Source organism: Neotabrizicola shimadae (assembly GCF_019623905.1).
Classification (GTDB): Bacteria; Pseudomonadota; Alphaproteobacteria; order Rhodobacterales; family Rhodobacteraceae; genus Neotabrizicola; species Neotabrizicola shimadae.
The window spans coordinates 2592853-2613837 of record NZ_CP069370.1 but is presented as its reverse complement, the minus strand read 5'-3'; the positions used below and the strand labels follow the sequence as shown (position 1 = coordinate 2613837).

Sequence of the window (20985 nt, the reverse complement as noted above, 5' to 3'; positions counted from 1 at the left end):
GCGGAACATGGCGATGGTGACCTATGGCAGCGGTACGAAGGACGACCCCTGGCTGGTGAAGACACCGCCGCAGACATCGGACTTTCAGGCCTGGAAGGATGAGAGCGTCGCGCCGCCGCAGCTGGTGGTGCAGGTCGGCACAACGCAACTGTCCTATCAGTGGCGCGGGCTGGAGGATTGCCACGCCATGCTGAAGGCGCGCGGCGACTGGGTGGCGCTTGGCAATGCTGACGAGGGCAAGCCCGTGGCTGAAGGCTCGGTCGAGGCCTGGGCGCGCGACGCTGCAAACCCGGTCGGCGGCTACTACGGTCTGCGCAAGGGCTATCGCGGGCGTTTCGCCAACTATGTGACGCCGGTGATGGAACTGCTCGGGCTGGTGGAACTGGAACACGGGCCGCGCAACAACCGGGTGCGTGCGCTGTAGATTGCTGCAGATGCGAAAAGGGGCTTGAAGCCCGTCGCGCAACAATCTATCGCAGGGCTGCTTCACATTGAAACTTCCTTGCACGAGGATTCCATGAGCTTCCGCCTTCAGCCCCCCGCTCCGGCCCGCCCGAACCGCTGCCAGCTGTTCGGCCCGGGCTCGCGCCCCGCTCTTTTTGCCAAGATGGCGGCCTCTGAGGCGGATGTGATCAACCTCGACCTTGAGGATTCAGTGGCGCCGACCGACAAGGCCGAGGCGCGGGCGAATGTCATCAAGGCGGTGTCCGACGTGGACTGGGGCAGCAAGACCTTGTCGGTCCGGATCAACGGGCTGGATACGCCCTGGTGGTACCGGGATGTGGTGGACCTCCTGGAGCAGGCGGGAGACCGGCTGGACCAGATCATGATCCCCAAGGTCGGCTGCGCGGCGGACATCTATGCCGTCGACGCCTTGGTCACGGCGGTGGAGCGGGCGAAGGGGCGGGCGAAGCCGATCGGGTTCGAGGTCATCATCGAGTCGGCCGCCGGCATCTCCCATGTCGAGGAGATCGCGGCGGCCTCGCCACGGATGCAGGCGATGAGCCTGGGGGCGGCGGACTTTGCGGCCAGCATGGGGATGGCGACCACCGGCATCGGGGGGACGCAGGAGAACTACTACATGCTTCGGGAGGGGGCGAAGTACTGGTCCGATCCCTGGCACTGGGCGCAGGCGGCCATCGTTGCGGCTTGCCGGACGCATGGGCTGTTGCCGGTGGACGGGCCCTTCGGCGACTTCAGCGATGACGAGGGGTTCCGGGCGCAGGCGCTGCGGTCGGCGACGCTGGGGATGGTGGGCAAGTGGGCGATCCATCCCAGGCAGGTGGCGCTGGCCAACGAGGTCTTCACGCCCTCTGCGGCGGCGGTGGCCGAGGCGCGGGAGATCCTGGCGGCCATGGCAGAGGCCAAGGCGCGGGGCGAGGGAGCCACGGTCTACAAGGGCCGGCTGGTGGACATCGCCTCGATCAAGCAGGCGGAGGGGATCGTGCGGCAGGCCGATCTTCTGGATGGCAAGGGGTGACGCGGCGCAGGGCGGCGTAGAATCGTTGACTTTCGGCTCGATGCGGGGCAATTGGGCACACCGCCGGGAAATCCGGCGACGAGATACCCGGCTGCCAAGGGGGGGAGGCCCGAGGCGGCATGAGGGGAGGACGCACGCCCCAGGGTCTGACCCTGGGGCGCTGTGTTTTCCGGGCCTGGCCGTCCGAGCTCGGACGCTTGCCCGGACCCAGCAAAATCAAGGACTTGCCGGCCCGAATTAACTTGGACTTAACACTTGTCCGAGGGCCACACCGCTTGACCCATGCCCCGTGCCTGCCCCACAGTCGCCCCCGGTGATTGTGAGGATTTCCCATGAGACTGAGTTGGCCCGAAATCCGGGCGCGTGCGGCTGTATTCGCGAAGGACTGGAAGGACGCCCATTACGAGATCGGCGAGACCCAGAGCTTCTATAACGAGTTCTTTGCCATCTTCGGGGTCGACCGAAAGCGCGTTGCCGTCTACGAGAAATCGGTCGCCAAACTGAGCGGGACGCCCGGCCGGATCGACCTGTTCTGGCCCGGCGAATTGCTTGTGGAGCAGAAGTCGCGCGGTCATGACCTGCTGGGCGCGAAGATCCAGGCGATGGACTACACCCACCGCCTGAGCGACGCGGAAATGCCCAAGCGGCTTCTGGTCTGCGACTTTCAGACATGGATGCTGACCGACCTGACCACGGGCGAGGAAGTGGCCTTCGCCCTGCGCGACCTGCCGAAGCACATCGACAAGTTCGGTTTCATCCTTGGCCGCCAGACGGCGCGGTTCAAGGATCAGGACCCGGTGAACATCAAGGCCGCCGAACTGGTGGGCCATCTGCACGACAAGCTGGCGGCATCAGGCTATACCGGGCACAAGCTGGAAGTGTTCCTGACGCGGATCGTGTTCTGCCTGTTCGCGGATGATACCGGCATCTTCGAGCCGAAGGACATCCTGCACGATTGGCTGGAGGGGATCGCCGATCCCGCCAGCCTTGGCCCGCAACTGAACAAGCTGTTCGAAGTGCTGGACACGGCAGAGGATGCCCGGTCCACCACCCTGAGCGATGCCTTGCGACAGTTTCCCTATGTGAACGGGCATCTGTTCAAGGAATACTTCCCGCCCCCCGACTTCGACGAGGGGATGCGCACCGCCCTGCTGAACGCCTGCCGGTTCGACTGGACGCCGATTTCACCCGCTATCTTTGGCAGCCTGTTCCAGAGCGTGATGGATGCGAAGGAGCGCCGCGCGGCGGGCGCGCATTACACGACCGAGAAGAACATCCTGAAGCTGATCGGGCCGCTGTTCATGGATGATCTGCGGGCCGAATTCGCGGCGATCCGTGCCCGGCGCACCGGGCGGCAACAGGCGCTGCGGGCGTTTCACGACAAACTGGCGAGCCTGACCTTCTTTGACCCGGCCTGCGGCTGCGGCAACTTTCTTGTCATCACCTATCGGGAAATCCGGCAACTGGAGCTTGAGCTTCTGCTGGAGCTGCGCAGCGACGGCCAGTTGCAGCTGGATGCATCGGTGCTGAGCCGGGTGGATGTGGACCAGTTCTACGGCATCGAGATCGGCGAGTTTCCCGCCCGCATCGCGGAAACCGCGCTGTGGATGATGGACCACTTGATGAACCTGGCCCTGAGCACGGCCTTTGGCGGCTATTACCCGCGCATCCCCTTGAAGAAGGCGCCAACCATCCGCTACGGCGATGCGCTGGAGGTGGATTGGGCCGAGGTTCTGCCGCCAGAGCGCTGTTCATTTGTGCTGGGGAACCCGCCGTTTGTGGGGCAGAGTTATCAGTCGCCTAAGCAGAGAGAGCAAATGCGCGAGCTGATGAACCCCAAGGGGGCGACTGGCACGCCACTTGACTACGTGGGCGCGTGGTTCCTCAAAGCCGGTGCATACGTTCAAGGTAGGACTCGGATTTCCTTCGTTGCTACGAACTCAATCACTCAGGGTGAGCAAGTCGCCCTACTCTGGCCAGTGTTGTTCGACCGATATGGATTGGAAATAGCGTTTGCACATAGAACATTCGCTTGGGGTTCTGATGCGCGCGGCAAAGCGCATGTCCATGTGGTAATCATTGGACTCGACAGGAGGGACAACGCCCGGTCTTCTTGCCGCCTATTCAGTTATGATGACCTCGACGGTGATCCAATCGAGACCGTTCACCGCATGATATCGCCCTATCTTTTCGATGCGTCACTGCTTGGGAACCCACATCTCGTCGTGCAGGACGTGCCGAAACCTATCAACCATCTTCCAGAAGCTAGAATGGGGACCAAACCAGTCGTTGGGGATCATTACATTTTTAGCGCAAAGGAGCGCGCAGACTTTGAAGCTATGGAACCGGGAGCCGCGCGATTTTTTCGGCCATTTATCGGCTCACGAGAGTTCATTAACGGAATTGATCGCTTTATTTTGCATCTTGAAGATGCCTCACCTAATGAACTTGCGAACATGCCACTCGTAAGAGAGCGGATTTTGCAAGTCCGAAGAATGAGAAGTAAGAGCAGGAAAGCGGCAACAGTTCGGCTTGCCGATTATCCAACAAGGTATGAAGTAAGCACGGTTCCAACCAAATCGTTCTTGGTGCTTCCATCCGTCAGCTCTGAGAGACGGCCGTATGCGCCTATAGGTTGGCTAGAACCTCCGGTCATTCCCAGCAACCTTGTCCAGATTGTCCCAGATGCAGAATTGTCGACGTTCGCACTCCTAACATCGGCCATGCACATGTCTTGGCTTCGTCACATAGGCGGACGACTCAAGAGCGACTTTCGCTATACAATTGGCCTCGTCTACAACACCTTCCCCCTGCCACCCGGCGCGGACCTGGCGAAACTCGATCCGCTGGCGCAGGCGGTGCTGGATGCCCGTGCCGCCCATCCGGGCGCGACCTTGGCCGACCTTTACGACCCTGACCTGATGCCGGCCGATCTGCGGGCCGCTCATGGGCGGCTCGACCGGGCGGTGGACCGGCTGTATCGGGCCAAGCCGTTTTCGGGCGACCGCGAGCGGGTGGAGCATCTGTTTGCGCTGTATGAGGCGATGGCGGCGCCGCTGCTGCCGGCCCCGCCCCGCGTGAGGCGGCGCGCGGGGCGGTAGGCGGAGGCCCCGGCTTTCGCCGGGGCAAGGGGCGCTAGACCGGGATGTTGTCGATCAGGCGCACGCCGTCAAGCCAGGCGGCGGCGAGCATCCGGCGGGGGCGGGTGGGGTCGTCGGAGGGGATGAGCGTGGCGGCGTCGCGCAGCTCGATATACTCCACGCGGTCGAAGCCCGCGGCGCGGATCTGCTCGGCCGCCTCGCGGATGGCCATGCGGTCGGGCAGGCCCGCGCGGATTTCGGCGGTGGCGGCGGAGAGCGCGGCGTAGAGCACGGGCGCCTTGGCCCGGCCTTCGGGCGTGAGGCGGACATTGCGCGAGGACATGGCGAGGCCGTCGGGATCGCGGATCGTCTCGCAGCCGACGATCTGGACGGGCAGGTTCAGGTCGCGCACAAGTTTCAGCACGACTTGCAGTTGCTGCCAGTCTTTCTGGCCGAAATAGCCGCGGTCGGCGAGCGTCATGCCGAAGAGCTTGGTCACCACCGTGGCCACGCCGTCGAAATGGCCGGGGCGCATCTTGCCCTCCAGCGGTTCGGACACGCCGGAAACGCTGACATTGGTGCCGAAGCCTTCGGGATAGACCTCGTCCACCGGGGGGGCGAAGATGGCGTCCACCGGCACGGTGGCGAGGAGGGCGGCGTCGGCTTCCTCGGTCCGGGGGTATTTCTTCAGGTCTTCGGGGTTGTTGAACTGCTTGGGGTTCACGAAGATCGTGGTGATGACCCGGTCGCATTCGGTGCGGGCGCGGCGGGCGAGCGAGAGGTGGCCTTCGTGCAGCGCGCCCATGGTGGGGACGACGCCCACGGTCTGGCCGGCGGATTTCCAGGCGCGGACGGTGTCGCGCAGGCTTTCGACGCTGCGGAAGATGGGCGGGGTCATGGCTTGGCTTTCAGCACGTCGGGGAAGGCGTGTTCGGGGGCGGGGAAGCTGCGGGCGCGGACTTCCTCGGCATAGGCGGCGATGGCGCGGTCGGCCTGTTGGCCGAGATCGGCGTAGCGCTTCACGAACTTGGGGCGGAATTCGGTGAACATGCCGAGCATGTCGTCGATGACCAGCACCTGGCCGTCGCAGCGGACGCCGGCGCCGATGCCGATGGTGGGGATGTCGAGGCTTTGGGTGATGCGGGAGGCAAGGCCCTCGGGCACCTTTTCCAGCACGACCGAGAAGGCGCCGGCCTCTTCCACGGCCAGGGCGTCGGCCATGACCTTGTCGCCTTCGCCGTCGCGGCCCACGACCTTGTAGCCGCCGATGGTGTTGACCGACTGGGGGGTGAGGCCGACATGGGCCATCACCGGGATGCCGCGGGCGGTGAGGAAGGCGATGGTTTCGGCCATGTGGGTGCCGCCTTCGAGCTTGACCGCCGGGGCGCCGGTTTCGGCCACCAGGCGGGCGGCGTTGCGGAAGGCGTGCTCGGGGCCTTCCTCGTAGCTGCCGAAAGGCATGTCGATGACCGCCATGGCCTTGGTGAGGCCGCGGGTCACGGCGCGGCCGTGCAGGATCATCATCTCCATCGTGACGCCGAGGGTGGAGGGCAAGCCGTGCAGCACCATGCCGACCGAGTCGCCCACCAGCGCGATGTCGCAATGCGCATCGACGAGCCGGGCCATGGGGGTGGTGTAGGAGGTCAGCACGACAAGGGGGGTGCCGCCCTTGCGGGCGCGGATGTCGGCGGGAAGGACGGGTTTGACGGGTGCCGTGGCGCTCATCGGTTGGGGCCTTTCCTGCACAGCATTTCAGCGGTTTATAACCGGGGTGGCGCGGTCTGGAAAGCGCGATCACGCCGCGCTGCGGCATTGGCGGCGGCGGGCAGGTGCCCTCTGACAGCGCCCTTGACCGGGCGCGATGCGGCCTGCCAGAAGCGGGCATGACCGGAGGACCATTCATGACTCATCTGCAGCGCGTCGCCCGCGAGGGCATTGCCGCCGAGGAAAGCCGCCCCGAGCCCGAGAAGGTGCTGGCGGGCGATCCCGTGCACACCACCTGGAACATCGAGGAGAAGGGCGGGCTGTATTGCGGGCTGTGGCAATCCACGCCGGGCAAGTGGCGGATTTCCTATGAGGAGTGGGAATATGTCCACATCCTGAAGGGGGTGTCGGTTCTGACCGATGCGGCCGGTGTCGAGACGGTGCTGCGCGCAGGCGACAGCTTCATCATCCGGCCGGGGTTTTCCGGCACCTGGGAGGTGCTGGAAATCACGCTGAAGGATTATGTGATCCTGGCCTGACCCAGCGTTCCAGATCCCCGTGTCCCGGCCCGTTCGCGGGCCGGGGTCCGATCAGTTGAAGGTCGCGCCTGCGAGGGCTGCCGCATCGGCTGCGGCTGCCTCTGCGGCGAGGGCATCGGCCTGGGCCTGGGCCGCGGCGTCCGCCTCGGCCTCGGCCATGGCGATGGGCAGGTCGCGTTCCAGCTGGGCCCGGTTTTCCGGCGTGTCGGGCACGGCGCGGCCCCAGGCATCGTCCATGTAGGGGCCTTCGAGTTCCAGCGATTCATCCAGTGTGCGCACCTTGATGGTGTCGCCGGTTTCGACCCGGTCATAGAGGTCGATGGCGTCGCGCTGGAACAGGCGGATGCAGCCGGCCGAGGTGGCGCGGCCGATCGAGGCATCGTCGATGGTGCCGTGGATGCGGAACATCGTGTCGCGACCGCCACGATACAGGTAAAGCGCGCGCGCCCCGAGCGGGTTGTCGAGCCCGCCGGGCAGGCCGCCGGCAAACTCGGCGTAAAGATCGGGGCGGGTGCGGATCATGTTGCGGGTCGGTTGCCACGAGGGCCATTCCTGCTTGCGCCCGACATAGCCGGTGCCGCGATAGGCGATGCCCTCGCGCCCGACGGCGATGGCATAGCGCACGGCCATGCCGCCATCGAGCACATAGTACAGGTGGCGGGCATAGGTATCCACCACGATGGTGCCCGGCTCTTCGGTGCCGTTGTAGGGCACGACGGTGCGCTGGTTCTGGCAGCACAGGTGCAGCGGTTCCACCGGCGGGATGAAGAACATGCCGTCCTGGATGCCCTCGTACTCTGGCGGGGTGCGCGACGGATAGTCGGTGCGACCGTCCACCGGCTTCGTCGTGGTGCCACAGGCAGAGAGCAGGGCGGCCAGGGTAAGGGCGAGCAGCAGGCGGAAGAGGGACACTTGGGCCTCGGGAGAAGGGCGGCAGACAGGCTGAGTCACAGCGCGGCGGGGGTTCGGTCAAGTCCCGCGTTCGATTCGTGAAAGAAATGACCCCCGTGCGTGTCGCGCGGGGGTCACAGTCGGCCGTCAGGGAGCGGAGAACGGCCTTATTTCACAGGGCCGATGGACCAGAAGAAGGTTTCACCCGAACTGTCGGCCACGCCGTCGTTGTCGGTCACGACAAAGCCGGTGCCAGCCGAATCGATGGCGAAGCCCTCGACCTTTTCGGCGGTGAAGCCGTGGAAGCCGGCAAGGTCGGGGATCAGGTCGCGGAAGGTTTCCTTGGTGACCACCGGGATCTCGCCATCCAGTGCCGCGGGCACCATGGCCGAGACCGGCACGCGGGTGATGGCCTTGAGCCCGGCGTTCTCGCCGACCTGGTTGTCGCGTTCGATCAGATAGACCCAGTCGCCCGACAGGGTGATTTCCGACAGGCCGACCCAGCCGCCTTCGGGCGCGGGGTCCAGCGGGTAGCGCACGGCGCCCCAGGTTTCCTCGGCGGTGTTGTAGGCGAGGAGCTTGGCGGTGTTTTCGGGATCGTCCTTCCACGGGCGCTGGACGGCCATCCACAGCGTGTCGCCGGACTTGGCGATGCCTTCGAAGCCGAAGCGGACCTCGCCGGCCAGCAGTTCGGGCGGCAGGGCGATTTCCTTGTCGATGGCGCCTTCGGCATCGACATGCAGGATCGCATGCGGGGTGAGCCGGTCGGTGCGGCCTTCGGAGGCGAGCCAGAAGCCGCCCTCGCCATCGGGGGTGATGCCTTCGAGGTCCAGCTTTTGCGCGGCATCGCCGCCACGGGTGACCACGGTCTTGGCGGTGATGCGGGCCGGGGTCTGGGTGGCGTCTATGGTGTAGATCGCGGGTTCGGCGGCATAGACCGAATCCGACACGGCATAGAGGATGCCGGGCTTTTCGGGATCGGCGGCGAGCGCGGAAAGGGCGCCCCAACCGAGAACGCCCTCTGCGCCTTCGGAGGTGATGGTCGGATAGGCGGCGGGCGCATCGCTGCGCTGGTAGATCATCACATGCGCGCGGGCGAGGCCGTCTTCGCCGAGATCCACCTCGTTGGCGGTGGCGAGGAGGTTGCGCGACGGGATCGACACCAGACCCTCGGGGCTGATCCCCGACGGCAGGAGCTGCAGGAGCTTCGGCGCTTTCGGATCGGTCATGTCATAGACGCCGACGATCGAGGCGCGTTCCGAGGCGATGAAGGCCAGCGGCGTGCCGTCGAAGACCGCGAAATCGACCGATTCCAGTTCCACGCCCTTCGAGTTGCGCGCATCGGGGTAGTGGCCGATGCGGGCGATGGCCTGTTCCAGCGAGGCACCCGATTCCCATACCACGGTGCCGTCCTTGTTCCAGACGGTCCAGCTGCGCGACCCGCCTTCGTAATCGCCCTCGTTGGCGGCGATGAAGTGGTCGTTGTCGATCCACTTCACCGCATCGGGCTCGCGCAGGGCTTCCTTGGACCCGTCGAAGTGCAGTCGGCCGTCGCGCTTGGTGTCGATGCCTTCGAGCGCGACCTTGCCCGCGTCGATGGCCTTGGCGACCTTTCCGTCGGCGCCCACCACGACAATGGTGTTGTTTTCCTGAAGGGTGACGACGATCTCGCCCGCCTCGTTGATCGAGACGAATTCGGGCTCGGGATCCTCGGGCGCGACGACGCCAAGTCCGGTCATGTCGATCTTCTGCAGGCCTGCGCAGTCAACCGCGCCATCCTTCAGCGGCAGCTTGACCAGGAAGCCTGCGGGCATCTGGGGAATGGCGCCGTCGTTCACATCCTCGTCGCGCTCATTTTCGATGGCGATGGCGAGGAAGCTGCCGTCCTTGGCGCGGGCCACCGAATCGGGCTGGCCGCCGAGGTCGCATTCGGCCACCGCCTTGCGGGTGGCGAGGTCCACGGTCACCAGCTTGCCCGAGGGATTGGCCTTGGATTCGGAGGTGTTCACCGCGACAAAGGCCATGTTGCCCACGATCTGCGCCGTGGTCGGCTCGCCGCCCATGTCGATGTTGCCCAGGGGCTTGGGCGCGGCCGGGTCGGTGATGTCGATCAGGCCTACCACACCGAGCGGGCTGTCGGTGTAGATCAGCGTCATTCCGTCTTCGCTGGCCGAGATGATCTCGGCCGAGGAGGTACGGGCCTTGTCCTCGCCTTCGGCCATGTTCATCGGCGTGGCGAAGCTGGCGATGCGGTTGAAGGTCATCTCGGCATGGGCCGGCGCGGCGGCGGCCAGCGCGAGGGCCGAGGTCAGGCCAAGGCGGATACGCATGAGATCATCCCTGTTCGCTGTGTCTCTTGGCGGGCAGGGATGGGGGGCGGCGGTGTCACCCCGGTAAAGCCGGGGTGACGGTTTTGTGACAGGGCTCAGCCAACGACGTTGAAGCCTGGGCCATAGGGGTAGTGCGTGATGTCCTCGGCGCCGTCCTCGGTGATCACGAGGATGTCGTGCTCGCGGTAGCCGCCGGCGCCGGGCTGGCCATCGGGGATGGTGAGCATCGGCTCCATGCTGATGACCATGCCGGGTTCAAGGACGGTGTCGATGTCTTCGCGCAGTTCGAGCCCCGCCTCGCGGCCGTAGTAGTGGCTGAGCACCCCGAAGGAATGGCCATAGCCGAAGGTGCGGTATTGCAGAAGCTGCCGTTCCGCCAGGAACTCGTTGATCTTGGCGGTGACGCCCGAGCAGGAGGCGCCGGTACGCAGAAGGCTCATGCCGTATTCATGGGCGGCAATGTTGGCCTCCCAGATCTTCAGGGAGGCCGGGTCGACCTCGCCCACGAAGAGCGTGCGTTCCAGCGCGGTATAGTAGCCCGAGATCATCGGGAAGCAGTTCAAGGACAGGATATCGCCGCGCTGGAGTTTGCGATTGGTGACCGGGTTATGCGCGCCGTCGGTGTTGAGGCCCGACTGGAACCACACCCAGGTGTCGCGGTATTCGGCGTCGGGGAAACGCTTGGCAATCTCGCGCTCCATCGCGTCGCGCCCGGCGATGGAGACCTCCAGTTCGGTTGCGCCTTCGCGGATCGCCTCACGGATGGCATAGCCGCCCACATCTGCGACATTGGCGCCGTGCTTGATGAGTGCGATTTCGGCAGGCGATTTCAGCATCCGCTGCTGCATGGTGGCGGGCGAGATGTCGACGCCACGCCTGGGCTTCAGGAAGGTGTTCAGCTTGTCGGCGCGTTCCATCGTCAGGTGGTCGGCCTCGCAGCCGATGGCCTTGCCCTCGCCGGTGATGGAGGCCACGACGCGCCAGAAGTTGTCGCGTGTCCAGTCTGTGTAGGTGATGTTGTCGCCAATGGACCGGCGCCAGGGCTGGCCCGCGTCGATGCCGGCCGAGACGGTGATGCAGTCGGTCCTGGTCACCACGGCGGCATAGGGCCGGCCGAACGAGCAATAGAGGAAGCCGGAATAATAGGCCACGTTGTGCATGGATGTGAGCACGACGGCATCGAGGTCGTGCAGGTCCATGATGTCACGCAGACCCTCCAGCCGGGCGTGATATTCCTCTTCGGCGAAGGGAAGGGCGTCTTTTGCGCCGCCGTTGTGGAAACGGTAGGATTGCGGGCGTTCGAGCGTCATTTTCAGACCTCCGTCATGGGGTCTGGCCTGATGCCGAACGGGACCCCGAAAGGTCCCGGCGTACAGGACGGTGGCAGCAGGGCTGCAAGCGTCAGGGTCCGGACACTGGCCAGCCCCTGCGGCGACGCCATCGCCGTGGCTCGCCACCACCATGTCGCTGCTGACAATCTCGTGCAAGTCCGTTTGCGACCACTTGTGCGCGCGCCCCTGCGCCCCATGTCGTGGATGGGAAATCGCAAGGAGCAACCGATGAAGTGTCCGGTGGACAACGAGACCCTGGTGATGTCGGACCGCAATGGGGTGGAGATCGACTACTGCCCGAAATGCCGGGGGGTGTGGCTGGACCGGGGCGAGCTGGACAAGATCCTGGAGCGGTCCGCAGCGCCGGTGGTGCAGCCTGAACCGCCGCGCGAGGTGCGGCGCGAGCCGGAGCGCCGGGTGGAGGATCGGCACCATCCCCACCACGACGACGATGACCGCTATCGCTATGGCGAGGCGCGCTATCCCGATTACCGCAAGAAGAAGCGCAAGGACTTCCTGTCGGACCTGTTCGACTTCTGATCCGGCGCACCGATCAGGGACGGGGCGTCACCTCGCGCAGCTGGCCGCCTTCGGCCAGCACTTCGCGCGGGGCGGGATGGCTGATGAAGCCGGTGGGGCTGGCGGTGGGGCCGTAGGCCCCGGAGGCGTGGATGGCGATCAGGTCGCCTTCGGCGAGAGGCGGCAGAAGCACGCCCGAGCCCAGCCTGTCGAGCGAGGTGCACAGCGGGCCGGTGAGATCGACTTTTGCCGTGGGCTCACCGCCACCGACGCGGTGCATCCGGTAGTTGCGCTTGATGACCATGCCGAAATGGCCCGAGGCGGCGAGATGGGCGTTCATGCCGCCGTCGCAGAGCGCGAAGGTGCTGCCGCGCGACTGTTTCAGCGTGACGATGCGGGTGACGAACCAGCCGGCCTCGCCCACCAGGAAGCGGCCCAGTTCCAGTGTGAGCCGGGTGGCGGCAAAGCGCGGCTCGGCGCGGAAGGCGTCGAGGTCGGGGGCGATGGCGGCGGCGATTTCCTCCAGGTCCAGGGCGGTGTCACCTTCGTGGTAGGGGATGCCGAGACCCGCACCGAAGATCAGCCTTTGGGGCACGAGGTCCAGGCCGTCGCAGGCAGTGCGGAAGACCTGCAGGAAGATGCGCCAGTTCTCGGCGATGGCCTCGGGCTTCAGCGACTGCGTGCCGGAATAGATGTGCAGCCCCTTCAGCGACAAGCCGGGCAGCGCAGCGATCTCCGCAAGCGCGGCGGGGGCCTCTTCCACGTCGATGCCGAAGGGGCTGGGCCGGCCGGCCATGTGGTCGCCGAAGCCGCGCGGGACATGGGCGGGCGAAAGGCGCACGAGCACGGGCTGCACCCGGCCTGCGTCGCGGGCGAGGCGGTCGAGCGCGCGCGCTTCGCGCAGGCTTTCCAGCACCACCTCGACCGGGCCGGCGGCGACCGCGGCGGCCAGTTCGGGGTCGCGCTTTGCCGGGCCGGTGAAGCTGAGCCGGTCGGGCGCCCATCCCTGGGACGTGGCGGCGGCGAGTTCGCCGCCGGAGGAGATGTCCAGCGTGGCGACCCGGTCGCGCAGCCAGGACAGGAGCGCGGGGTTGGGGTTGGCCTTGACCGCGTAGCTGAGGTCGAACCAGCGACCGAAAGCTGATTGCAGGGCGTGCAGCCGGTCCTGGATCGCCTCGGTCACATAGACAAAGGCGGGGGTGCCGAAGCGCGCGGCGGCTTCGGCGAGCAGCCTGTCGAGCGCCTCATGCCTGTCTGGCATAGGCGAGGATCCGGGCGATGGTGTCGAAATTGTCCAAGGTTACATCGGACGGGCGCACTTCGATACGCGCCTGATCTTCGATATGTGCAATCAAGTTGACCATCGCGACCGAGTCCAGCAGGCCGGAGGAGAACAGTTCGGTCTCGGCATCCAGCGGGCCTTCGACGTTGAGCATGTCGGTCAGGTAGGCGACGAGGCTTTCGGCGGTCAGGGTCATCCGGGCTCCTTGGTCGGCGGGGCCGCGCGGCAGGCGGCAATGACGGCGGGGCGGTCGAGCTTGCCGCTGGCCGTGCGCGGCATGGCGCCAGGCCAGGGAAACAGGCGGCGCGGCACCATGTAATGCGGCATCGTGCGGCGGCAGTGTGACAGGAGCGCGGCCTCGCCGGCGCCCGGCATCAGCGACACCGCCAGGTGGACGCTTTGGCCGAGGTCGGCATCCTCTTCGCCCCAGGCCACGGCTTCGGCCACGAGGCCCGAGAGGGCGGCGGCATCCTCGACTTCCGTGGGCGACAGGCGGAAGCCGGAGGTCTTGATCATCTCGTCCATGCGGCCGACGAACCACAAATCGCCCTCGGCGTCCATGCGCACCAGATCCCCCGACCAGACGACCGGCCCGTTCCCCAGGATCGGGGCCAGGGCGGGGCAGGGGCGGATCTTCGCGGCCGTCAGGTCGGGCCGTTCCCAGTAACCCATCGACACCAGCCCGCCCGCATGGACCAGTTCGCCCTGGTCCCCCGGCCCGGCCAGCCCGCCGTCGGGCCGGATCGCGAAGACCTGCGCATGGGGAATGGCCTGGCCGATGGAGCCGGGCTTGGCCGCGAATTTCGACGGGTGCAGGTAGGTGGAGCGGAAGGCTTCGGTCAGGCCGTACATGAGGAAGATGTCCACGCCCGGAAAGGCGCGGGGCATCTGGGCCAGCACATCGGGCGGGATCTTGCCTCCGGTGTTGGTGATGCGGCGCAGGTTGGGCAGGGGCATCGGCGCATCGATCAGCGCGCGGGTGATCTGGGTCCAGAGCGGCGGCACGCCGGCGATGCCGGTCACGCGCTGGTCGCGGGCGCGGCGCAGGATCTCCATCGCCATCGGCACAGGCTGGTGCACGACGGTGCCGCCCTGAAGCAGCATGGTGGTCAGCTGGTTCAGGCCGGCATCGAAGGAATAGGGCAAGACGGACAGCAATCTGTCATCCGGACCGAGGCCGAGATACTCGGAAACGGCAATTGCGCCCAGGCGGATGTTGGCATGGCTGAGCATCACGCCCTTGGGCTGGCCGGTGGAGCCGGAGGTGTAGATCAGCATCGCGAGGCCCTGCGGGTCCGGCTGCGCCTCGGGCATGATGGCGGAAGGCAGGGGATCGGTGCCGGACACAAGCACATGGGCCACGCCCGGCGGTGCGGGGAGGCGGGGGGCGATTACCGCCGCGGCGGCCCGGCAATCGGCGGCCACATGGGCCAGTTGCGCCGGTGTCCATTGGTGGTTCACGTTCACCACCACGGCGCCCAGCTTCCAGGCGCCGAACATCGCGGCAACCTCGGCGATGCCCTTGCGCAACTGCACGATCACCCGGTCGCCCGGCCTGATGCCATGCTCTGCCAGCCAGGCGGCATGGGCATCGGCTTCGGCGGCAAGGCCGGCGTAGGTGACGCTGCGATCGGGATCGACGAGGGCCGGGTGATCCGACCGGGCGGGCAGGGCATCGGCCAGCAGCCGCCAGACAGAGGCGGCGGGCGTCATGCCTTGGGCGCCGCGGGCGCGGTGCGCAGCGGCAGTCGGGGATAGATCTTCGCCGGCGAGCCCACGGCAATATGGTCGTCGGGCACATTGGTGGACACGGCGGTGTTTGCGCCGATCCGGACGCGGTTGCCCACGCGGATGCGGCCCAGGACCGTGGCGTTCACCCCGATGAACACATCGTCGCCGATCACCGGCACGCCCTGGCCCATGTTTGTGCCGATGGTGACGTTGTGCATGATGCCGCAGCGGTCGCCTATCTCCACATCGGGGTGGATCGAGATCGGACCCTCGGCATGGATGATGTGGAAATCCTTGCCGATCCGCGTACCTGGCGGGATCCAGACCTTGGTGATCGAGAGGATCAGAAGCCGCATCAGGCCGTAGGGCTTGGTTGCCAGCCAGCGAAGGACCGGGGACTTCAGGCCAACCGCCCAGTGGCCATAGCGATAGATGGCCAGCGAGACAAATCCCGCATCGGTGACCGACCGACCATGACGGCGCCAGTCGTCAAGGATGGTACTCAATACGCCCACTGTTCCTTCCGCCACGACCCACCTGTCAGGGGCCAAGCGTGGAACATCGGCGGCAGGATCGCAAGGCTTTGACGCCGGGTCAGGCCAGAAGGTCCAGCGTCCGCAGCACGTCGCCGGCATCGACGCGGTAGGCACCGTCCGCGCCTTCGGCGACGACATAGGCGAAGCGCAGGCCAAAACGCTCGCCCAGGGTCTTGAGCGCGGCGGTGGTGCGGTCGGCCGGCTGGATGACCAGAAGCGCGGCGCCGGGGGCCTGGGAGACGAGCGCGTGGGTCAACTGGCTGCCCTCGACGCCGGCCACGACGGGCGCGCCGGCGCAGGCGTGAAGCACGGTCGCGACCGGTTCGTTCATCGGGTCGAGGATGTGGAAGCCCCGCGCGGCCAGGGTCTCGGCCAGGGCCATCTCGTTTTCCAGAAGCCGCCGGTCGCCGTGATGGCCGCGCAGGAGAAAGACGCGGGGACCGGGATGCACCGGCGGCAGGGTCTCCAGCAGCCGGGACCGCATGGCTGCCGCGCGGGCGCGCTTGCCGGGGTTGTCGGGCAGGTCGTCGAAGATGACCAGTTCGTCGAAATGCCCCTCGGGCGCGATGCGGGGCGCCATGCCCAGAAGCGACTCGTAGGCGGGCCCGTGCGGCGGTTTCGAGGGGGCGCTGGCGCAGACGGGCAGGCCGCTGTCCTGGGCCAGGCCATAGGTCAGGCAATTGTCGACCAGCCAGTTGCCGAACCAGCGGTTGCCGACCCAGGTTTCGTACATCGCGGCTGAGCCGAGTTCGGGCAGGCGGCCCCGGACGGGCAGGCGGCTGCGGGCGCGCAGATGGCGTTCGGCGCCCCGCGAAGACAGGCGGCCGTCGTACAGGGTCACGGCGCGCAGGCGGTGGCCCAGCGTCGGCCCGTGCCATTCGGCCGGATAGCCACGGAAGGCGCGCAGGACCATGTCGCGGTCGGCAAAGACGGTGGCGGTGATGCGCGCCTCGGTTCCAGGCAGGGCGATGGCGGGGGGAACCTCGATATCGGCACCGGGGGCGATTTCCCAGCTGTCCAGGGCGCGGGAGGTGATGTCGGGCGGCGGCGCGCCAAGCTTGCGGCGCAGCGCCGCGACCAGGGGTTCGGCCGAGATCATGGCGCGGGCGTCCCCCAGGGGGCGGGCAGGCTGGCCAGGGCCTCTTGCAACGCTGCCGTCATCGCGGCGTGGTCGGCCAGCGAGGGATGCCAGTGGCAGGCGCCAAGATCGCTTTCAGGCGCCTTGACCAGCGCCACGGGCGGGCCGCCTTTGGATTGCAGGCGCGCGATCACCGGATCGAGCGCGGCCTGGCGGCCGGCATCGGGCTCTGACGTCAGAAGGACCAGAATGGTCGCGGCGGGGTAAAGGCTGCGGATGCGAGTCATCAACTCGCCGGCCGCCTCGCCATAGCCCGGCGGCAGATGCGGTTGTTCGCTGTCCTCCACGTCGTTGGTGCCCAGTTGCAGCACCACGAGCCGCGGTGACCAGGCATCGGGCAGGGCCATGGCATCGGGGTCCGAGGGCAAGGGCAGGGCGTAAAGAGATGTCAGGCTGCGCCCGGCGTCCGCGCCGCCATAGTTGCGCACCAGCCCCATGCCCGACCGGGCGATGAGCCGGTAGTCGGCGTCCAGCGCGCGGGCGAGGGTCGGGCCGAAGGCTTGGCTTGTGTCGGTGGTGGCGAACTGTTCCTCCGCGCTGCAATCGCGGCGCGGCGAGGTCACTCCGTATCCCACCGCTTCGGAATCGCCGATCACCTCGATCTGGCGGGGCAGGGCAGGCACGGGCAGGGCCGTGGTATCCGCGCCGGGGCGGATCACCGGAAAGGGGCGGGGCGCGGAAGATTCGCTGATCTTTTCTACCCGCAGGTCATGCAGCCCCGGACCGAGACCGGCGATGTTCAGGTCGTGACGGCCGGGCCGGTCCAGCACCAGCGACAGGGCCGGGCTGTCGATGGTCAGCCGGTAGCGGTTTTCGTCATCGTCGAAGGAAAGCGTCACTTCGGGCCCGTCGATGCGGGCAACGGCATGGGCCGCGGGCCATTCGTGGCGCGGCGCGCCGTCTTCGGTCATGGGCCGGGCGAAGCGCCCTGTCAGGCGAAGGGGCGCCGGCGGGACAGCCTGGTCCGCCGGTTCGGCGAGAACGGCTGTGACGCCGCCGGGCAGGGCGCCCGATTCGAGGATCAGCGTGCCCGGATCGGTGACCTGGATCGAGGCGGCGGGCCAGAGTGCGCCGCCCCACCAGATCACCAGCGCGGCCGAAGCCAGTGCAAGGGCCATGGCCAGGGTGAAGGCGGTCCGACCGCCGGATTTCCTGCGCCGGACCGCCATGTTCTAGCGCGCCGCCGTTCGGGCATGGACGACCCGTTCGGCCTCGCGCCCCTGCATTTCCTGCAGATGGTCGAATTCGGCGGTGAAACTCCCCATCCCGAGGCTTTGCGAGCGCAACTCGCCGATCAGGTCCTGGGTTTCGGATTGCGGCACCAGCGCCATCACCTCGTCCCAGCCCAGCCAGCCCGGCCGCGCATCGAAGCCCAGAAGCTGCCCGCGCCGGCCTGTCAGGATGCGTTGCGCGCGCGAGGTGGCCTCGGCTGGCACGGTGACGGTAACGCGGAGGATGGGCTCCAGCAGGACCGGGGCGCAATCGGGCATGGCATCGGTCATTGCCTTGGCGGCGGCCTTCTGGAAGGCCATTTCCGAACTGTCCACCGTGTGGAACCCGCCATCGGTCAGCGTGACCGAGACATCCACGACCGGAAAGCCGAGCGAGCCCTTCTCCAGCCAGGCTGTGACCCCGCGTTCGACCGCCGGGATGTACTGCCTGGGCACCACGCCGCCGGTAATGCGGTCGCCGAAGCGGAAGCCTTCGCCGCGCGGCAGGGGAGCGATCTCCAGTTCCACATCGGCAAACTCGCCGTGACCGCCGGATTGTTTCTTGTGTCGCGAGCGGACCTTTGCGTTGCGAGTGATCGTTTCCCTGTAGGGAACGGTCGGGCGACTGGTCAGCACGGTGAGCCCCTGTTCCGCCTTCAGCCGCGACAGGGCGATCTGGAGGTGCAATTCGCCCTGGCCGGAAAGCACAAGCTCGCCCGTTTCGGCCACCTGGTCCAGCCGCAGCGAGGCGTCTTCTTCCATCAGGCGCCCAAGGGCCGTGGCGAGCTTTACCTCGTCCGACTGCTTTTCGGCCCGGATGGCCAGCGCCATCACGGGCGCAGGCGCGGCCGGCCAGTCCACCGTGCCCACCCGGTCGGCCATCAGCAATTCGCCCGTCTGCGCCGTGGTCATGCGGCCAAGGGCCACCACCTCGCCCGGACCCGCGGTGCCGTGGGCCGCCGGCTTTCGACCGAAGAGTGCGTTCACACTGCCCACGCGGTCGCGGCCGAGTGTCAGGCCGTCCTTCACCTCGCCGTCCCAGATGCGCACCAGGGAAAGCTTGCCGAACTGGCCGTAGTAGAGCGTTCGGAACACCTGCGCCACCGGGCCGCTGCCCGGTTCGATCCCCAGTCGCGCGGCGGTGTCCTCGTGACCCGGCGCCTCGTGGCGCAGTGCCTTCAACAGCCGCTGCATCCCGTTGCCGTTTTCGGCCGATCCGAAGAACACCGGCACCACCAGGTCGGCCCGCAGGTCGCGTGCCAGGCTGTCGTAGATTTCCGAGGTCGGCGGGGCCACATCCTCCAGCAATTCCTCCATGATGTGGTCGTCATGGTCGGCCAGGGTTTCCAGCAGGCTGTCGCGCGCCTCTGCCTCGTCGGGGCGCAGCGATTCGGGCAGCGTGACCAGTTCGGATGGCTTGTGCGGGTTCCAGTGCCAGGCACGCTCGCTCACCAGATCCACGAAGCCCGTGACCTGGCCGTCGCCGTTGCGGATGGGAATCTCGCGCAGGACCAGCGGGCGGGCGGAAAAGCCCTGCAGCGCCTCGAGCGTGGCGCGGACGGCGCCCTTCGCCTGGTCCATCTTGTTGATGAAGATCACATGCGGGATGTTGCGGTCATCGAGGAACTTCAGGAAGCCCGAGACCGTGGCCGCGCGGTCGGGCATGGGTTCGGCGACCACCACCACCACATCGGCCACCATCATCGCGCCAAGCGCGTCCTGGCCCAGTTCCACCGAGCCGGGGGTGTCGATCAGCGTCCAGGGCTCGTCGAGATAGCGGAACGAGGCCACGGAAAGCTCGGTCGAGATGCCGCGCGCGCGGGCTTCCGGGGCGCTGTCGCCCACTGACGTCCCCTCGCGCACCGTGCCGCGCCGGTCGGTCGCGCCGGCAGCAAAGAGCAACTCTTCAAATAGCGTGGTCTTTCCACTCGCATGGGCGCCGACGATCGCGGCGCAGCGTGGTCCCCTGGCATGGTCGGTCATGATGTCCTCCCCCGGATCTGTGTCTCGGTCCTGCCCCGCCGTTCTGCCGCCGCGGGCCGTCCGGGTCGGTTGCGACGGGTCCATCACGGACCGATGGGGGTCAGGTTAGCAGCCGCCTCGGCCTCTGTCTTGCCTGGCGGCACCTCCTTCTTTCATGCAAGACCGTGAATGGGTTTGACCGGGATCAAGGTGAAGGCAGGCGATCCATGGCACGGAAGGAGAGAAGCGGACGAAGGGGCGGATGGCCATGACACGGGTGATGATGTTGCTGTTTTCGATGATCGCGACGACGCTGATGGGCGTGGGGATCGTGATCGCGCTGACCATCGGCCGCGTCGATGGCACGGCGATCATCGCGGCAGCGGTGATCGGCTTTGTGCTGGCCATTCCGGCCAGCTGGCTGGTGGCGAAACAGATCAGCGGCTGACGGTCAGGCGGTCAGGAAGATTCGAACCGTATCCTCGAAGGCGCGCGGCTTGTCTGCGTGAAGCCAATGGCCGGATTCGGGGATCTTCGCGAAGTGCGCCCTTGGGAACAGGGTGCGGATCAGCGGGCGGTGTTCGGGCTTCACATAGGGCGACAGCGCCCCGGTCAGGAAAAGGGCAGGGCCGTCGAACTGGCCTTCGGTGCCGGGCCAGCCCACGATCTTCGGCATCTCGGCTTCCAGCACGTCGAGGTTCAGCCGCCAGTGCGGCGGATGGCTGCGCAGATCCAGCGATTGCAGGAAGAACGCGCGCAGGCCGGGATCCTCCACCGTTTGTGCCAGCCGGGCATCGGCCTCGGCCCGGGTGAAGTGGCCGCTGTCAGGCAGAGTCAGGTCCATGGCCTGCATGGCGGCGACGTTGCGGGTCTGGTCATGGGCATAGGCCACGGGGGCGATGTCAGCGACCACGAGTCGGCGCACGAGGGCGGGCTGCGTCAGGGCCAGCACCATCGCGGCCTTGCCACCCATGCTGTGGCCCAGCACATCCATCGGCGCGCCTTGGGCCTGGATCACCTCGGCCAGGTCGGCGGCCATTTCGGGGTAGGACTGCGTGGGGAAGCGCGGCGAGGTGCCGTGGTTGCGCATGTCCACCGCCAGCGTGTCGCGCGTGTCGGCCAGCCTGCGGGCGATGACGCCCCAGTTGCGCGCCGACCCGAAGAGGCCATGCGCGATCAGAAGCGGCGGGGCGCCCGAGGGGCTGGCGGCGGGGTGGCGGTCGATGTGCAGCATGGGTCCGCAATAGCGCG

General features: G+C 67.0%; 19 protein-coding genes. 6 read left to right on the top strand and 13 right to left on the bottom strand.

The features are described from left to right. The first annotated feature begins 7 nt into the window (after window positions 1-7). From JO391_RS12700 to JO391_RS12690, 3 genes are all read left to right on the top strand, one after another. Complete coding sequence (locus JO391_RS12700) at window positions 8-424, top strand: DUF6855 family protein (RefSeq protein WP_220660850.1); 417 nt, start codon at window positions 8-10, stop codon at window positions 422-424. Between the two features lie 93 nt (window positions 425-517). Continuing rightward, the gene (locus JO391_RS12695; protein ID WP_220660849.1) at window positions 518-1480 is read left to right on the top strand and encodes an L-malyl-CoA/beta-methylmalyl-CoA lyase; all 963 of its coding nucleotides are present in this window, start codon (window positions 518-520) and stop codon (window positions 1478-1480) included. Window positions 1481-1812: 332 nt separating this feature from the next. Further along, a complete protein-coding gene (locus tag JO391_RS12690) occupies window positions 1813-4581 on the top strand; it encodes a DNA methyltransferase (protein ID WP_220660848.1) in 2769 nt (922 codons plus the stop codon). A 34-nt stretch (window positions 4582-4615) separates the two neighbouring features. On the opposite strand, the gene panC is transcribed toward JO391_RS12690, so the two are convergent. After that, window positions 4616-5458: a pantoate--beta-alanine ligase gene (gene panC / locus JO391_RS12685; protein ID WP_220660847.1), complete on the bottom strand. Its 843-nt coding sequence runs from the start codon at window positions 5456-5458 to the stop codon at window positions 4616-4618. After that, window positions 5455-6285, bottom strand: a complete 831-nt coding sequence (gene panB, locus JO391_RS12680; RefSeq protein ID WP_220660846.1) for a 3-methyl-2-oxobutanoate hydroxymethyltransferase — start codon at window positions 6283-6285, stop codon at window positions 5455-5457. The genes panC and panB overlap by 4 nt, the downstream gene beginning before the upstream one ends. A gap of 176 nt (window positions 6286-6461) precedes the next feature. Between panB and JO391_RS12675 the strand changes: the two genes are divergently transcribed. Beyond that, on the top strand, window positions 6462-6803 hold the full coding sequence (locus JO391_RS12675) for a cupin domain-containing protein (protein ID WP_220660845.1): 342 nt from the start codon (window positions 6462-6464) through the stop codon (window positions 6801-6803). Window positions 6804-6854: 51 nt separating this feature from the next. On the opposite strand, the gene JO391_RS12670 is transcribed toward JO391_RS12675, so the two are convergent. From JO391_RS12670 to JO391_RS12660, 3 genes are all read right to left on the bottom strand, one after another. After that, window positions 6855-7715: a L,D-transpeptidase gene (locus JO391_RS12670; protein WP_259444692.1), complete on the bottom strand. Its 861-nt coding sequence runs from the start codon at window positions 7713-7715 to the stop codon at window positions 6855-6857. A gap of 146 nt (window positions 7716-7861) precedes the next feature. Beyond that, window positions 7862-10024 carry an esterase-like activity of phytase family protein gene (locus JO391_RS12665; RefSeq protein ID WP_220660843.1) on the bottom strand — a complete coding sequence of 721 codons (2163 nt, stop codon included), beginning with the start codon at window positions 10022-10024 and terminating at the stop codon, window positions 7862-7864. Between the two features lie 95 nt (window positions 10025-10119). Then, window positions 10120-11334, bottom strand: a complete 1215-nt coding sequence (locus JO391_RS12660; RefSeq protein WP_220660842.1) for a M24 family metallopeptidase — start codon at window positions 11332-11334, stop codon at window positions 10120-10122. 249 nt (window positions 11335-11583) lie between these two features. Here JO391_RS12660 and JO391_RS12655 point away from each other — a divergent pair, with 249 nt between their 5' ends. Further along, entirely contained in the window at window positions 11584-11895 is a 312-nt protein-coding gene (locus JO391_RS12655; protein WP_220660841.1) for a TFIIB-type zinc ribbon-containing protein, read from the top strand. Between the two features lie 13 nt (window positions 11896-11908). On the opposite strand, the gene JO391_RS12650 is transcribed toward JO391_RS12655, so the two are convergent. The 7 genes from JO391_RS12650 to JO391_RS12620 form a co-directional block, all read right to left on the bottom strand. After that, the gene (locus tag JO391_RS12650) at window positions 11909-13135 is read right to left on the bottom strand and encodes a type III PLP-dependent enzyme domain-containing protein (RefSeq protein ID WP_220660840.1); all 1227 of its coding nucleotides are present in this window, start codon (window positions 13133-13135) and stop codon (window positions 11909-11911) included. After that, window positions 13119-13352, bottom strand: a complete 234-nt coding sequence (locus JO391_RS12645; protein WP_220660839.1) for an acyl carrier protein — start codon at window positions 13350-13352, stop codon at window positions 13119-13121. Before JO391_RS12645 ends, JO391_RS12650 begins: the two co-directional genes overlap by 17 nt. Beyond that, window positions 13349-14869, bottom strand: coding sequence for an AMP-binding protein (locus tag JO391_RS12640; RefSeq protein ID WP_220660838.1), 1521 nt, complete (start codon window positions 14867-14869; stop codon window positions 13349-13351). The genes JO391_RS12645 and JO391_RS12640 overlap by 4 nt, the downstream gene beginning before the upstream one ends. Continuing rightward, window positions 14866-15393 carry a serine O-acetyltransferase gene (locus JO391_RS12635; protein WP_375155664.1) on the bottom strand — a complete coding sequence of 176 codons (528 nt, stop codon included), beginning with the start codon at window positions 15391-15393 and terminating at the stop codon, window positions 14866-14868. The genes JO391_RS12640 and JO391_RS12635 overlap by 4 nt, the downstream gene beginning before the upstream one ends. Before the next feature lie 88 nt (window positions 15394-15481). Beyond that, entirely contained in the window at window positions 15482-16522 is a 1041-nt protein-coding gene (locus JO391_RS12630; protein ID WP_220660836.1) for a glycosyltransferase 61 family protein, read from the bottom strand. Further along, window positions 16519-17730: an SGNH/GDSL hydrolase family protein gene (locus tag JO391_RS12625; protein ID WP_220660835.1), complete on the bottom strand. Its 1212-nt coding sequence runs from the start codon at window positions 17728-17730 to the stop codon at window positions 16519-16521. The genes JO391_RS12630 and JO391_RS12625 overlap by 4 nt, the downstream gene beginning before the upstream one ends. 3 nt (window positions 17731-17733) lie before the next feature. Beyond that, a complete protein-coding gene (locus JO391_RS12620) occupies window positions 17734-19755 on the bottom strand; it encodes an elongation factor G (protein ID WP_220660834.1) in 2022 nt (673 codons plus the stop codon). A 241-nt stretch (window positions 19756-19996) separates the two neighbouring features. Here JO391_RS12620 and JO391_RS12615 point away from each other — a divergent pair, with 241 nt between their 5' ends. Next, entirely contained in the window at window positions 19997-20182 is a 186-nt protein-coding gene (locus tag JO391_RS12615) for a CTP synthetase (protein WP_259444691.1), read from the top strand. Between the two features lie 3 nt (window positions 20183-20185). On the opposite strand, the gene JO391_RS12610 is transcribed toward JO391_RS12615, so the two are convergent. After that, window positions 20186-20968: an alpha/beta fold hydrolase gene (locus JO391_RS12610; protein WP_220660833.1), complete on the bottom strand. Its 783-nt coding sequence runs from the start codon at window positions 20966-20968 to the stop codon at window positions 20186-20188. Between the last annotated feature and the right edge of the window lie 17 nt (window positions 20969-20985).

Excerpts from the sequence above, each read along its gene's own strand:
- JO391_RS12650 (WP_220660840.1), bottom strand. The coding sequence starts at position 13,135 with ATGCCAGACAGGCATGAGGCGCTCGACAGGCTGCTCGCCGAAGCCGCC.
- JO391_RS12665 (WP_220660843.1), bottom strand. The coding sequence starts at position 10,024 with ATGCGTATCCGCCTTGGCCTGACCTCGGCCCTCGCGCTGGCCGCCGCC.
- JO391_RS12690 (WP_220660848.1), top strand. The coding sequence starts at position 1,813 with ATGAGACTGAGTTGGCCCGAAATCCGGGCGCGTGCGGCTGTATTCGCG.
- JO391_RS12640 (WP_220660838.1), bottom strand. The coding sequence starts at position 14,869 with ATGACGCCCGCCGCCTCTGTCTGGCGGCTGCTGGCCGATGCCCTGCCC.
- JO391_RS12610 (WP_220660833.1), bottom strand. The coding sequence starts at position 20,968 with ATGCTGCACATCGACCGCCACCCCGCCGCCAGCCCCTCGGGCGCCCCG.
- JO391_RS12655 (WP_220660841.1), top strand. The coding sequence starts at position 11,584 with ATGAAGTGTCCGGTGGACAACGAGACCCTGGTGATGTCGGACCGCAAT.
- JO391_RS12675 (WP_220660845.1), top strand. The coding sequence starts at position 6,462 with ATGACTCATCTGCAGCGCGTCGCCCGCGAGGGCATTGCCGCCGAGGAA.
- JO391_RS12620 (WP_220660834.1), bottom strand. The coding sequence starts at position 19,755 with ATGACCGACCATGCCAGGGGACCACGCTGCGCCGCGATCGTCGGCGCC.
- JO391_RS12615 (WP_259444691.1), top strand. The coding sequence starts at position 19,997 with ATGGCCATGACACGGGTGATGATGTTGCTGTTTTCGATGATCGCGACG.
- JO391_RS12700 (WP_220660850.1), top strand. The coding sequence starts at position 8 with ATGGCGATGGTGACCTATGGCAGCGGTACGAAGGACGACCCCTGGCTG.
- JO391_RS12695 (WP_220660849.1), top strand. The coding sequence starts at position 518 with ATGAGCTTCCGCCTTCAGCCCCCCGCTCCGGCCCGCCCGAACCGCTGC.
- JO391_RS12660 (WP_220660842.1), bottom strand. The coding sequence starts at position 11,334 with ATGACGCTCGAACGCCCGCAATCCTACCGTTTCCACAACGGCGGCGCA.
- panC (WP_220660847.1), bottom strand. The coding sequence starts at position 5,458 with ATGACCCCGCCCATCTTCCGCAGCGTCGAAAGCCTGCGCGACACCGTC.
- JO391_RS12625 (WP_220660835.1), bottom strand. The coding sequence starts at position 17,730 with ATGGCGGTCCGGCGCAGGAAATCCGGCGGTCGGACCGCCTTCACCCTG.
- JO391_RS12645 (WP_220660839.1), bottom strand. The coding sequence starts at position 13,352 with ATGACCCTGACCGCCGAAAGCCTCGTCGCCTACCTGACCGACATGCTC.
- JO391_RS12630 (WP_220660836.1), bottom strand. The coding sequence starts at position 16,522 with ATGATCTCGGCCGAACCCCTGGTCGCGGCGCTGCGCCGCAAGCTTGGC.
- panB (WP_220660846.1), bottom strand. The coding sequence starts at position 6,285 with ATGAGCGCCACGGCACCCGTCAAACCCGTCCTTCCCGCCGACATCCGC.